Consider the following 13119-nt stretch of genomic DNA (forward strand, 5'->3'; position numbering starts at 1 on the left):
ATCTTTCCCTCCCTTATTTATAGGAAAATATGGTAAAATAGAACAGACTAAAAATCATCATTTCACGAAAGGATGCAAGATGAAAATTACGCAAGAAGAGGTAACACACGTTGCCAATCTTTCAAAATTAAGATTCTCTGAAGAAGAAACTGCTGCCTTTGCGACTACCTTGTCTAAGATTGTTGACATGGTTGAATTGCTGGGCGAAGTCGACACTACTGGTGTCGCACCTACTACGACCATGGCTGACCGCAAGACTGTACTCCGCCCTGATGTGGCCGAAGAAGGAACAGACCGCGACCGCTTGTTTAAAAACGTACCTGAAAAAGACAACTACTATATCAAGGTACCAGCTATCCTAGACGATGGAGGAGATGCCTAATGACTTTTAACAATAAAACCATTGAAGACTTGCACAATCTCCTTGTCTCTAAGGAAATTTCTGCAACAGAATTGACCCAAGCAACGTTTGAAGATATCAAGTCTCGCGAGACAGCTATCAACGCTTTTGTCACCATCGCTGAGGAACAAGCTCTTGCTCAAGCCAAAGCTATTGATGAAGCTGGAATTGACGCTGACAATGTCCTTTCAGGAATTCCACTTGCTGTTAAGGATAATATCTCTACAGACGGCATTCTCACAACTGCTGCCTCAAAAATGCTCTACAACTATGAGCCAATTTTTGATGCGACAGCCGTTGCCAATGCAAAAGCCAAGTGTATGATTGTCGTAGGGAAAACCAACATGGACGAATTTGCCATGGGGGGGTCAGGTGAAACTTCTCACTACGGTGCCACTAAAAATGCTTGGGACCACAGCAAGGTTCCTGGTGGATCATCAAGTGGTTCTGCTGCAGCTGTAGCCTCAGGACAAGTCCGCTTGTCACTTGGTTCTGATACGGGTGGTTCTATCCGCCAACCTGCTGCCTTCAACGGGATTGTTGGTCTCAAACCAACCTACGGAACAGTTTCTCGTTTCGGTCTCATTGCCTTCGGTAGCTCATTAGATCAAATCGGACCTTTCGCACCAACTGTTAAGGAAAACGCCCTCTTGCTCAACGCTATTGCCAACGAAGATGCAAAAGACTCTACTTCTGCTCCTGTCCGCATTGCCGACTTTACTTCAAAAATCGGTCAAGACATCAAGGGCATGAAGATCGCTTTGCCTAAGGAATATCTCGGTGAAGGAATTGACCCAGAAGTTAAAGAAACCATCCTGAATGCCGCTAAGCACTTTGAGAAACTTGGTGCTATCGTTGAAGAAGTCAGCCTTCCTCACTCTAAATACGGGGTTGCCGTATACTACATCATCGCTTCATCTGAAGCTTCATCAAACTTGCAACGCTTTGACGGTATCCGTTACGGCTACCGCGCAGAGGATGCGACTAATCTTGATGAAATCTATGTAAACAGCCGAAGCCAAGGTTTCGGTGAAGAGGTGAAACGCCGTATCATGCTTGGAACTTTCAGCCTTTCATCAGGCTATTACGATGCTTACTACAAGAAGGCTGGTCAAGTCCGTACCCTCATCATCCAAGATTTCGAAAAAGTCTTTGCGGATTACGATTTGATTTTGGGTCCAACTGCTCCAAGTGTTGCCTATGACTTGGATTCTCTCAACCACGATCCAGTTGCTATGTACTTAGCTGACCTCTTGACCATCCCAGTCAACTTAGCTGGTCTCCCAGGAATTTCTATTCCTGCTGGATTCTCTCAAGGTCTACCTGTCGGACTGCAATTGATTGGTCCTAAGTACTCTGAGGAAACTATTTACCAAGCTGCTGCTGCTTTTGAATCAACAACAAACTACCACAAACAACAACCCGTGATTTTTGGAGGTGACAACTAATGAACTTTGAAACAGTCATCGGACTTGAAGTCCACGTAGAGCTCAACACCAATTCAAAAATCTTCTCACCTACTTCTGCCCACTTCGGAAATGACCAAAATGCCAACACTAACGTGATTGACTGGTCTTTCCCAGGAGTTCTGCCAGTTCTCAATAAAGGTGTTGTCGATGCCGGTATCAAGGCTGCTCTTGCTCTCAACATGGACATCCATAAAAAGATGCACTTTGACCGCAAGAACTACTTCTATCCTGATAATCCCAAAGCCTACCAAATTTCTCAGTTTGATGAGCCAATCGGTTATAACGGTTGGATTGAAGTCGAGCTAGAAGACGGTACGACCAAGAAAATCGGTATCGAGCGCGCTCACCTAGAAGAAGATGCTGGTAAAAACACCCACAGTACAGACGGCTACTCTTACGTTGACCTCAACCGCCAAGGGGTGCCATTGATTGAGATTGTATCTGAAGCAGACATGCGTTCTCCTGAAGAAGCCTATGCTTATCTAATAGCCCTCAAGGAAGTTATCCAGTATGCTGGTATTTCTGACGTTAAGATGGAAGAAGGTTCTATGCGTGTGGATGCCAACATCTCTCTTCGTCCTTATGGTCAAGAGAAATTCGGTACCAAGACTGAGTTGAAGAACCTCAACTCCTTCTCAAATGTTCGCAAGGGTCTTGAATACGAAGTCCAACGTCAAGCCGAAATCCTTCGCTCAGGTGGTCAAATCCGCCAAGAAACACGCCGTTACGATGAAGCTAACAAAGCAACCATCCTCATGCGTGTCAAGGAAGGGGCTGCAGACTATCGCTACTTCCCAGAGCCAGACCTACCTCTCTTTGAAATTTCAGATGAGTGGATTGAGGAAATGCGTACAGAGTTGCCAGAGTTTCCAAAAGAACGTCGTGCGCGTTACGTGGCTGACCTTGGCTTGTCAGACTACGATGCTAGCCAGTTGACTGCAAATAAAGTCACTTCTGACTTCTTTGAGAAAGCTGTTGCCCTCGGTGGTGATGCCAAACAAGTCTCTAACTGGCTTCAAGGTGAGGTTGCTCAGTTCTTGAATGCTGAAGGCAAAACACTGGAACAAATCGAATTGACACCAGAAAACTTGGTTGAAATGATTGCCATCATCGAAGACGGGACTATCTCATCTAAGATTGCCAAGAAAGTCTTTGTCCACCTAGCTAAAAATGGTGGTGGAGCGCGTGAATACGTTGAGAAAGCAGGTATGGTTCAAATCTCAGATCCAGCTGTCTTGATTCCAATTATCCACCAAGTCTTTGCGGATAACGAAGCTGCTGTTGCCGACTTCAAGTCAGGCAAACGCAACGCAGATAAGGCCTTTACAGGATTCCTTATGAAAGCAACCAAAGGCCAAGCCAACCCACAAGTCGCCCTTAAACTCCTTGCCCAAGAATTGGCGAAGTTGAAAGAAGATTAATATGTAAAAGAAACCAGCCCTGAGGTTGGTTTTTTTCGCTCCTACCAAATCTCATTAACTATTTTGGCTTTATTTCCAGAAGATTTTATGGTAAAATGAAGAGTAATAATATTTATTAAAGAGGTAAAAACATGATTGAAGCAAGCAAATTGAAAGCTGGTATGACATTTGAAACTGCAGACGGAAAATTGATCCGCGTTTTGGAAGCTAGCCACCACAAACCAGGTAAAGGGAATACAATCATGCGTATGAAATTGCGTGATGTCCGTACTGGTTCTACATTTGATACAAGCTACCGTCCAGAAGAAAAATTCGAACAAGCTATTATCGAGACTGTTCCAGCTCAATACTTGTACAAAATGGATGAAACTGCCTACTTCATGAACACTGAAACTTACGACCAATACGAAATCCCAGTCGTAAACGTTGAAAATGAATTGCTTTACATCCTTGAAAACTCTGATGTAAAAATCCAATTCTACGGAACTGAAGTAATCGGTGTAACTGTACCAACTACTGTTGAATTGACAGTCGCTGAAACACAACCATCTATCAAAGGTGCTACTGTTACAGGTTCTGGTAAACCAGCAACTATGGAAACTGGACTTGTTGTCAACGTTCCTGACTTCATCGAAGCTGGACAAAAATTGATCATCAACACTGCAGAAGGAACTTACGTTTCTCGTGCCTAATCTCTAGAAAGAGGTCATTCTATGGGAATTGAAGAACAATTTGGCGAAATCGTTATCGCTCCACGTGTACTTGAAAAAATCATTGCCATCGCAACTGCTAAAGTTGATGGTGTCCACTCATTTTCAAATAAATCCGTATCTGACACCCTATCAAAACTCTCTCTTGGTCGTGGCGTCTACTTAAAAGAAAGCAACGAAGAGCTAACTGCTGACATCTATCTCTATCTTGAGTACGGTGTGAAAGTACCTAAAGTCGCTATGGCTATCCAAAAAGCTGTTAAGGACGCTGTTCGTAATATGGCTGATGTGGAACTTTCTGTTGTCAATATTCACGTTGCGGGAATCGTTCCAGACAAAACACCAAAACCTGAGTTGAAAGATCTGTTTGACGAGGACTTCCTCAATGACTAGTCCACTATTAGAATCCAGACGTGAACTTCGTAAATGCGCTTTTCAAGCTCTTATGAGCCTTGAATTCGACACAGATATAGAAACAGCTTGTCGCTTTGCCTACACACATGACCGAGAAGATGAAGATGTGCAAATTCCAGCCTTTCTTCTAAACTTGGTTTCTGGTATCCAAGCTCAAAAAGAAGAGTTGGATAAACAAATCAACCAGCACCTCAAGTCAGGCTGGACAGTTGAACGCTTGACCTTGGTCGAAAAAAACTTACTACGCTTGGGTATCTTTGAAATCACATCATTTGATACACCTCAGCTGGTAGCAGTCAATGAAGCCATTGAACTCGCTAAGAATTTTTCAGATCAAAAATCAGCCCGCTTTATCAACGGATTGCTTAGTCAATTTGTAACTGAAGAAAATGAATAATCGAAAAGGTGTTTGGTCTTCCAAGCACCTTTTTACTTTCCTCTCTGCACAGAGTAATACTCTTCAAAAATCTCTTCAAACCAATGTCAGCGTCGGCTTGTCGTATAGATGTTACTGACTTCGTCAGTTCTATCTGCAACCTCAAAACAGTGTTTTGAGCTGACTTCGTCAGTCTTATCTACAACCTCAAAACAGTGTTTTGAGCAGCCTGCAGCTAGTTTCCTAGTTTGCTCTTTGATTTTCATTGAGTATAAGAAGCACATAAAAACTAGAACTGACTGCCAGTTCTAGTTTTTATGTATTCTGAGGTATTAGTATTTTCTAAATCGTTGGTAACGTTCTTCCAACAACGCTTCTAACGATTTTTGTGAAAGTAAAGCTAGTTCAGTTTGGAGTTCTTTTTTGACACTCTTAATCAGTTCTTTACTAGAAAGTCCTGCTTCAGAAATCACCTTATCCACCACGTCCATTTCTAGCAGCTCATGCGAAGTGATTTTCATCAGTTCTGCCGCTTCCATGGCACGACTGCCGTCCTTCCATAAAATAGAAGCAAAGCCTTCTGGACTGAGAATAGCATAGATAGAATTTTCCAGCATCCAGACACGGTCTGCGACTGCTAGAGCCAGAGCCCCACCAGAACCACCTTCACCGATAATAATGGCGATAATAGGAACTTTCAGGTCACTCATTTCCATGAGATTGCGAGCAATGGCTTCTCCCTGTCCACGTTCTTCCGCTCCGACACCAGGATAGGCACCTGCTGTATTGATAAAGGTCACAATTGGACGGCCAAATTTTTCAGCCTGTTTCATCAACCGTAGAGCCTTGCGGTAGCCTTCTGGATGTGGTTGTCCAAAATTCCGTTTGAGGTTGTCTTGCAAACTCTTGCCTTTTTGGATACCAACCACTGTTACAGCTTGGTCTCCAAGCCAACCAATACCACCAACAACTGCACCATCGTCACGAAAAGAACGGTCACCGTGTAATTGGATAAATTCATCAAAAATGCCTGTCGCAAAGTCCAAGCTTGTCAAGCGACTCTGCTCACGCGCTTCTCTGACTATTTTTGCAATATTCATCTAGGACTCCCTCCGTGCAATCTGACTAGGCTAGCAATGGTATCTGGCAAATCTCTTCTTTTGACAATCGCATCCACAAAGCCATGTTCCAATAGGAATTCCGCCTTTTGGAAATCCTCAGGCAAGCTTTCACGAACCGTATTTTCAATGACACGACGCCCAGCAAAACCGACCAAGCTCTGTGGTTCAGCTAGAATAATATCACCCTCCATAGCGAAAGAAGCTGTCACACCACCTGTCGTTGGATCTGTCAAAATGGTCAGGTAAAAGAGACCAGCATTTGAATGGCGTTTAACCGCCGCAGAAATCTTGGCCATCTGCATGAGACTCATGATTCCTTCCTGCATACGGGCTCCACCAGAAGCTGTGAAGAGGACAACTGGCAATTTTTCAACAGTCGCATACTCAAACAAGCGAGTGATTTTTTCCCCTACAACTGTACCCATAGAAGCCATGATAAAGTTGGAATCCATTATCCCCAGAGCTACAGTCTGACCTTTAATAAGAGCTGTTCCTGTCACAACCGCTTCATCCAGACCTGTTTTTTCACGCATAGATGCCAGTTTCTTTTGGTAACCAGGGAAATGCAAGGGATCCTTGCTTTCAATCCCTGTAAACAATTCCTTGAAGGTTCCCATATCAATCGTAAAAGCCAAGCGTTCTTGGGCAGAAATACGAAAGGTATAGCTACAGTGCGGACAGATACGCTCACTTCCCAGATCCTTCTGATAGATGGTATGCTTACAGCCCGGACACTGGGAAAATAATTCATCTGGAACCTCTGGCTTAGCTTGAGGTTTTTCCCTAACCGAACGATTGGGATTGATTCGAATATACTTATCTTTTTTACTAAATAGAGCCATTGATTCCCCTTTTCGGTTTAAACTCTTGAAGTCATTTTATTCTTTTTCTTGATATTTGGGTAAGAAGGTTTCCATCAAGAAGGAAGTATCATAATCTCCAGCAATGACATTGCGATCTGAAATGAGGTCAAGCTGGAAATCTGCATTGGTCTGCACTCCTTCAATCTCTAATTCATAGAGAGCACGTTGCATTTTCATCAAGGCATCAAAACGATTTTCACCATGAACAATGATTTTAGCAATCATACTATCATAATAAGGTGGAATGGTATAGCCTGGATAAACTGCTGAATCCACGCGCAAGCCAACTCCACCACTTGGCAGATGGAGATTAGTAATCTTACCTGGACTTGGAGCAAAGTTAAAGGCTGGATTTTCTGCATTGATACGACACTCAATAGCATGACCTCGTAGAACAATATCTTCTTGCTTAACAGACAAAGGCTGACCTGCCGCAATGCGAATTTGTTCCTTAACGATATCCACACCTGAAACAAATTCTGTTACTGGATGTTCCACCTGTACACGAGTATTCATCTCCATAAAGTAGAAGTTGCTACTTGCTTCATCAAGAAGAAACTCAATAGTTCCTGCATTCTCATATCCAACAGACTCTGCAGCTCGAACAGCCGCAGCACCGATTTCATTGCGCAACGTTTTTCCGATTGCAATCGAAGGACTTTCTTCCAAAACCTTTTGATTATTCCGTTGAAGAGAACAATCCCGTTCACCTAAATGAATCACATTTCCGTGCTCATCTCCTAGAATTTGAACCTCAATGTGACGAGCTGGATAGATAACCCGTTCTATGTACATGGCACCATTGCCATAATTGGCCTTGGCTTCGCTAGAGGCTGTTTCAAAGGCAGAAACGAGGTCTTCTGGTTTTTCAACCTTACGAATCCCTTTACCGCCACCACCTGCTGAAGCCTTGAGCATAACAGGATAGCCAATTTTTTCAGCAACAATCAAAGCTTCTTCAGAGTTATGCACTTCTCCATCCGAACCTGGAATGACAGGCACACCTGCTTTAATCATCTGAGCACGCGCATTGATTTTGTCTCCCATCATATCCATGACATGGCCAGATGGGCCGATAAACTTAATACCCACCTCTTCACACATGGTTGCAAATTTGGAATTTTCACTGAGAAATCCGAAACCGGGGTGAATGGCTTCTGCCTCAGTCAAGACTGCAGCTGATAGAACCGCATTGATATTGAGATAAGACTCTGTTGCCTTGCCAGGACCGATACAAACTGCTTCGTCTGCCAAAAGTGTATGCAGGGCTTCCTTATCAGCAGTTGAATAGACCGCTACCGTCGCAATCCCTAATTCACGCGCCGCACGGATAATACGAACCGCAATTTCACCACGATTGGCAATTAAAATTTTTCGAAACATGGAGAACCTCCTTAGTTCCCTATTGCAAAGGTAAGAGTACCACTGGCTGCAAGCTTGCCATCCACTTCAGCCTTTGCTTCAACCACAGCAATCGTGCCACGACGTTTTACAAACGTTACTGTCATAACCAATTGGTCACCTGGTACAACCTGCTTCTTGAACTTAACCTTGTCCATACCAGCGTAAAAGACCAATTTTCCTTTATTTTCAGGTTTTGACAACTCTAACACACCAGCTGTTTGCGCCAAGGCTTCCATAATCAGAACACCTGGCATAACTGGATATTGAGGGAAATGACCATTAAAGAAGGGCTCATTGATGGTCACATTTTTGATGGCAACAATGCTATCCTCGCTCACTTCCAAGACACGGTCCACTAGGAGCATAGGATAACGGTGGGGAAGGGCTTCTTTGATTCCTTGAATATCGATCATTTGATACGTACCAATCCTTTACCAAATTCAACCATTTCTTCGTTAGAAACGAGAATTTCCGTTACCACACCATCCTTAGGAGCTGGAATTTCATTCATGACTTTCATGGCTTCAATAATTACCAGAGTTTGACCTTTTTTGACACTATCACCAACTGTGACGAAGGCAGGTTTATCTGGGCCAGCAGCCAAGTAAGCCACCCCAACAAGTGGACTCTCTACAAGATCTCCCTCAGCAACCACACTTACTTCAGCTGGAGCTGGAACTTCTTCCACTACAGTTTCTGCTGAAGCAGATGTAGGCGCCGCTGGACTTGGTGTTGCTAGAACGGGTGCCGAAGTAACTTGAGGTGCAACTTCAGATACAAGTCTCGCTTCATTCTTGCTAAACTGCAACTCATCCGTCCCATTTTTATAAGAAAATTCTCTCAAACTTGATTGGTCAAATTGAGCCATCAAGTCTTTAATATCGTTTAAATTCATACTTATTTATTCTCCCAACGTTTGAAAGCAAGAACTGCATTGTGGCCACCAAAACCAAAAGTATTTGAAATAGCGTATGGAATTTCTTGCTCCAAGCCTTGTCCATAAACGACATTGGCTTCGATATAATCTGATACTTCACTTGTTCCAGCTGTCATTGGTACAAAGTTATGACGCATAGCCTCGATTGTGACGATAGCTTCTACCGCACCAGCAGCACCTAGCAAATGTCCTGTGAATGATTTGGTTGATGATACAGGTACTTCCTTACCAAGAACAGCTACGATCGCACCACTTTCTCCTTTTTCATTAGCAGGAGTTGACGTTCCGTGAGCATTGACATAGGCTACTTGCTCTGGAGAAATCTCAGCTTCTTCCAAGGCTAGTTTGATGGCCTTGATAGCTCCCTGACCTTCTGGATGTGGTGAAGTCATGTGGTAGGCATCACAAGTATTTCCGTAACCAACCACTTCAGCAAGGATAGTTGCCCCACGTTTTTCAGCGTGTTCCAGACTTTCAAGAACCAACATCCCTGAACCTTCACCCATAACAAAACCGTTACGGTCCTTATCAAATGGAATGGAAGCACGAGTAGGATCCTCTGTAGTAGAGAGAGCTGTTAGGGCTTGGAAACCAGCAATAGCAAAAGGTGTGATAGAGGCTTCTGAACCACCTACCAACATAACATCTTGGAAACCAAACTTAATTGAGCGGAAAGCATCCCCAATCGCATCATTTGATGAAGCACAGGCAGTATTGATAGATTTACAAACACCGTTTGCTCCAAAACGCATAGCAACATTTCCTGAAGCCATATTTGGTAAGGCTTTTGGAAGGGTCAATGGTTTCACACGTTTTGGCCCTTTTTCGTTGAGACGAAGCACTTGATCTTCAATTTCCTTGATTCCACCAATACCAGAGGCCACAATAACACCAAAACGATCCTTGTCAAGAGCCTCTACATCCAAATTAGCATGATTGACAGCCTCTTGAGCTGCATACAAGGCATATAAAGAATAGTTATCAAAACGGTTGGTATCTTTCTTTACAAAGTATTTGTCAAAAGGAAAATCTTGAATTTCTGCTGCATTATGCACATCAAAGTCGCTATGATCAAATTTTGTAATTGGACCAATTCCGATTTTTCCACTTGTCAAACTATTCCAAAATTCTTCTGGTGTATTTCCGATTGGAGATGTTACTCCATAACCTGTTACTACTACGCGATTTAGTTTCATCTTTTTTACCTCTAGCTTCTCTACATACTGAGGCCACCATCAATGGCAACCACTTGACCAGTTAGATAATCTTGGCCTGCTAAAAATACTGTTAAATCTGCAACCTGCTCTGCCTGCCCAAATGCTTTCATAGGAATTTGTGCCAGCATGGCATCTTTTACCTTGTCTGATAGAACAGCTGTCATATCGGACTCAATCATTCCCGGTGCAATAGCATTAACCCTGATATTGCGATTGGCCACTTCACGAGCCACAGACTTGGTAAAACCAATCAAACCAGCCTTAGAAGCTGCATAGTTAGCTTGACCGATATTTCCCATCAAACCAACAACACTAGACATATTAATGATAGCACCTTCTCTGGCTTTCATCATCGGTTTCAAGACTGATTGTGTCATGTTAAAGGCACCAGTCAGATTCACTTTAAGCACTTTTTCAAAATCTACTTCTGTCATCTTGAGCATAAGGGTATCTTGGGTAATCCCTGCATTGTTGACCAAAACATCTACTGAACCCAGCTCTACAATAGCTTGTTCAACCATACGTTTAGCGTCTGCAAAGTCTGACACGTCTCCTGATATAGAAACAACCTTGACACCATAGTCTGCAAACTCAGCAAGCAATTCTTCTGAGATTGCCCCACGACTGTTTAAAACAATATTGGCTCCTGCTTGAGCAAACTTGTGGGCAATGGCAAGACCAATTCCACGACTCGAACCTGTAATAAAGATATTTTTATTTTTTAGTTGCATTCTTTTCTCCTGTTTCCTCTTGTATTTATGGGAGAAGGGATTACTCGTTTTCTAGCAAGGCTTCCAAACTCGCCTGATCTTCAACATTGGCTAGTTTGACTGTCTTATCAATTTTTTTGACAAAGCCTGACAAGACTTTCCCCGGTCCAATCTCGATAAAGTTGGTTACGCCTGCTTCTTGCATAACCGCAATACTTTCATAGAAACGAACTGGTTCCTTGACCTGACGCGTCAAGAGTTGAGCAATGTCTTCTTTTTGCATGACCCTTGCTTCTGTATTGCCGACTAGGGGACAAGTGAAATCTGAAAAACTTACTTGAGCTAGTGTTTCAGCTAGTTTCTGACTAGCAGGTTCAAGAAGAGCGGTATGAAAAGGACCTGAAACCTTGAGAGGAATCAAGCGTTTAGCTCCAGCTTCTTGCAAGAGTTCAACAGCTCGGTCAACTGCAGCCCCTTCTCCACCAATCACGATTTGTGCAGGTGTATTATAGTTGGCTGGGGTAACCACTCCAAGTTCAGAAGCTTTTTGACAGGCTTCTTCAATGTCCTCTACTGGCGTATTGAGAACAGCAACCATCTTGCCAGAGCCAGCAGGAGCCGCTTCTTCCATATAGGCTCCACGCTTAGCAACTAAGGCAACAGCTTCTTCAAAATCCAAGGTGCCACTGGCCACCAAGGCAGAATATTCTCCAAGAGACAAACCAGCAACCATATCAGGCTGATAGCCCTTTTCTTGCAATAAACGGTAGATAGCAACCGAAGTCGCTAGAATGGCAGGTTGCGTATAGCGAGTCTGATTGAGTTTTGCTTCTTCCGTATCAATGAGATGACGTAAATCATAACCAAGTACCTGACTTGCTTGATCAATCGTTTCTTTGACAATAGGGTAGTGATCATAGAGATCCCGTCCCATACCTAGATACTGGGCACCTTGGCCAGCAAATAAAAAGGCTGTTTTAGTCATTTCTTACAACTCCTGCCCAACGAGAGGCTTCTTCTTGAATTTTCTTAGCTGCTCCGTAATACAAATCTTTTAGGATTTCTTCAGCTGTTTCTTCTTTGGAAACAAGCCCTGCAATCTGACCTGCCATAACAGAGCCACCATCCACATCTCCGTGAACAACCGCTTTGGCTAGAGCACCCGCTCCCATTTGTTCAAAGATTTCCAAATCAGGATTTTCTTGTTTAAAGGCATCTTTTTCAGCTTTTTCAAAATCACGAGTCAACTGATTTTTAATTGCACGAACAGCATGACCAAAGTGTTGAGCTGAAATCGTAGTATCAATATCTCTAGCTTTTAAAATTTTCGCCTTATAATTTGGATGTGCATTAGACTCTTTGGCAACGACAAAGCGCGTTCCAACCTGAACAGCCTCTGCACCTAGCATAAAGCCAGCCGCAGCACCTTCACCATCCGCAATCCCTCCTGCAGCAATAACAGGAATAGATACAGCTGCCGCCACTTGACGCACCAAGGTCATGGTTGTTAATTTACCGATATGCCCCCCAGCTTCCATTCCTTCTGCAATAACAGCGTCCGCACCGATTTTTTCCATGCGTTTAGCTAGGGCAACACTTGGTACAACTGGAATGACTGTGATCCCTGCTTCATGAAAGCGTTCCATGTATTTACCAGGATTTCCTGCGCCTGTTGTCACTACCTTAACTCCCTCCTCAATAACGAGGTCTACAATATCTTCCACAAAAGGAGACAAGAGCATGATGTTGACACCAAAAGGTTTATCCGTTAACGATTTGATCTTATCAATATTTGCCTTGACAACTTCTTTCGGGGCATTTCCCCCACCAATAATGCCTAGTCCACCAGCCTTGGAAACAGCCCCTGCCAAATCACCATCAGCAACCCAGGCCATTCCTCCTTGAAAAATAGGATAATCAATGTTCAATAATTCTGTAATACGCGTTTTCATAGTGCCTCCATCGTTTCTTGCTTACGTAATAGTTCGATACTGTCATAATTTGACAATCAAACTATTGCCTAAACAAGAGGGAGCGGGTTCCCCTACTCCTTCTATCTTATATTCTGCTTATACTC

General features: G+C 43.3%; 16 protein-coding genes. 6 read left to right on the plus strand and 10 right to left on the minus strand.

Annotated elements, in window-relative coordinates; translation table 11 throughout:
• Nucleotides 1-79 precede the first annotated feature (79 nt).
• The 6 genes from gatC (at nt 80) to nusB (ending at nt 4811) form a co-directional block, all read left to right on the plus strand.
• Entirely contained in the window at nt 80-382 is a 303-nt protein-coding gene (gene gatC, locus ACLV7Q_RS08445) for an Asp-tRNA(Asn)/Glu-tRNA(Gln) amidotransferase subunit GatC (protein ID WP_000705419.1), read from the plus strand.
• Nucleotides 382-1848 carry an Asp-tRNA(Asn)/Glu-tRNA(Gln) amidotransferase subunit GatA gene (gatA, locus tag ACLV7Q_RS08450; RefSeq protein WP_173276036.1) on the plus strand — a complete coding sequence of 489 codons (1467 nt, stop codon included), beginning with the start codon at nt 382-384 and terminating at the stop codon, nt 1846-1848. Before gatC ends, gatA begins: the two co-directional genes overlap by 1 nt.
• A complete protein-coding gene (gatB, locus tag ACLV7Q_RS08455) occupies nt 1848-3290 on the plus strand; it encodes an Asp-tRNA(Asn)/Glu-tRNA(Gln) amidotransferase subunit GatB (RefSeq protein WP_173276034.1) in 1443 nt (480 codons plus the stop codon). The genes gatA and gatB overlap by 1 nt, the downstream gene beginning before the upstream one ends.
• Nucleotides 3291-3421: 131 nt before the next feature.
• Nucleotides 3422-3982 (plus strand): elongation factor P, encoded by a 561-nt coding sequence (gene efp / locus ACLV7Q_RS08460; RefSeq protein ID WP_000568643.1) that lies wholly within the window; start codon nt 3422-3424, stop codon nt 3980-3982.
• A 21-nt stretch (nt 3983-4003) separates the two neighbouring features.
• A complete protein-coding gene (locus ACLV7Q_RS08465; protein ID WP_050242198.1) occupies nt 4004-4393 on the plus strand; it encodes an Asp23/Gls24 family envelope stress response protein in 390 nt (129 codons plus the stop codon).
• Nucleotides 4386-4811 (plus strand): transcription antitermination factor NusB, encoded by a 426-nt coding sequence (nusB, locus tag ACLV7Q_RS08470; protein ID WP_218757164.1) that lies wholly within the window; start codon nt 4386-4388, stop codon nt 4809-4811. The genes ACLV7Q_RS08465 and nusB overlap by 8 nt, the downstream gene beginning before the upstream one ends.
• An 86-nt stretch (nt 4812-4897) precedes the next feature.
• Here the strand turns inward: nusB and ACLV7Q_RS08475 are convergent, their stop codons facing one another.
• From ACLV7Q_RS08475 to fabK, 10 genes are all read right to left on the minus strand, one after another.
• On the minus strand, nt 4898-5056 hold the full coding sequence (locus ACLV7Q_RS08475; protein WP_225904691.1) for a hypothetical protein: 159 nt from the start codon (nt 5054-5056) through the stop codon (nt 4898-4900).
• 66 nt (nt 5057-5122) lie between these two features.
• Nucleotides 5123-5890, minus strand: coding sequence for an acetyl-CoA carboxylase carboxyl transferase subunit alpha (locus ACLV7Q_RS08480; RefSeq protein ID WP_218757165.1), 768 nt, complete (start codon nt 5888-5890; stop codon nt 5123-5125).
• Complete coding sequence (accD, locus tag ACLV7Q_RS08485; RefSeq protein ID WP_218757166.1) at nt 5887-6753, minus strand: acetyl-CoA carboxylase, carboxyltransferase subunit beta; 867 nt, start codon at nt 6751-6753, stop codon at nt 5887-5889. Before accD ends, ACLV7Q_RS08480 begins: the two co-directional genes overlap by 4 nt.
• A gap of 36 nt (nt 6754-6789) precedes the next feature.
• A complete protein-coding gene (gene accC, locus ACLV7Q_RS08490; protein ID WP_218757167.1) occupies nt 6790-8157 on the minus strand; it encodes an acetyl-CoA carboxylase biotin carboxylase subunit in 1368 nt (455 codons plus the stop codon).
• A gap of 11 nt (nt 8158-8168) precedes the next feature.
• Nucleotides 8169-8591, minus strand: a complete 423-nt coding sequence (gene fabZ / locus ACLV7Q_RS08495; protein WP_218757168.1) for a 3-hydroxyacyl-ACP dehydratase FabZ — start codon at nt 8589-8591, stop codon at nt 8169-8171.
• Nucleotides 8588-9073 carry an acetyl-CoA carboxylase biotin carboxyl carrier protein gene (gene accB / locus ACLV7Q_RS08500; RefSeq protein ID WP_218757169.1) on the minus strand — a complete coding sequence of 162 codons (486 nt, stop codon included), beginning with the start codon at nt 9071-9073 and terminating at the stop codon, nt 8588-8590. The genes fabZ and accB overlap by 4 nt, the downstream gene beginning before the upstream one ends.
• A 2-nt stretch (nt 9074-9075) precedes the next feature.
• A complete protein-coding gene (fabF, locus tag ACLV7Q_RS08505; protein WP_218757170.1) occupies nt 9076-10311 on the minus strand; it encodes a beta-ketoacyl-ACP synthase II in 1236 nt (411 codons plus the stop codon).
• Between the two features lie 20 nt (nt 10312-10331).
• A complete protein-coding gene (gene fabG / locus ACLV7Q_RS08510) occupies nt 10332-11063 on the minus strand; it encodes a 3-oxoacyl-[acyl-carrier-protein] reductase (protein ID WP_218757171.1) in 732 nt (243 codons plus the stop codon).
• A gap of 40 nt (nt 11064-11103) precedes the next feature.
• Nucleotides 11104-12027 (minus strand): ACP S-malonyltransferase, encoded by a 924-nt coding sequence (fabD, locus tag ACLV7Q_RS08515; RefSeq protein ID WP_218757172.1) that lies wholly within the window; start codon nt 12025-12027, stop codon nt 11104-11106.
• Nucleotides 12020-12994 (minus strand): enoyl-[acyl-carrier-protein] reductase FabK, encoded by a 975-nt coding sequence (gene fabK / locus ACLV7Q_RS08520; protein WP_000857439.1) that lies wholly within the window; start codon nt 12992-12994, stop codon nt 12020-12022. The genes fabD and fabK overlap by 8 nt, the downstream gene beginning before the upstream one ends.
• Nucleotides 12995-13119 lie beyond the last annotated feature (125 nt).

Source organism: Streptococcus mitis, assembly GCF_965111725.1.
In the GTDB taxonomy this organism is placed as follows: Bacteria; Bacillota; Bacilli; order Lactobacillales; family Streptococcaceae; genus Streptococcus; species Streptococcus mitis_DV.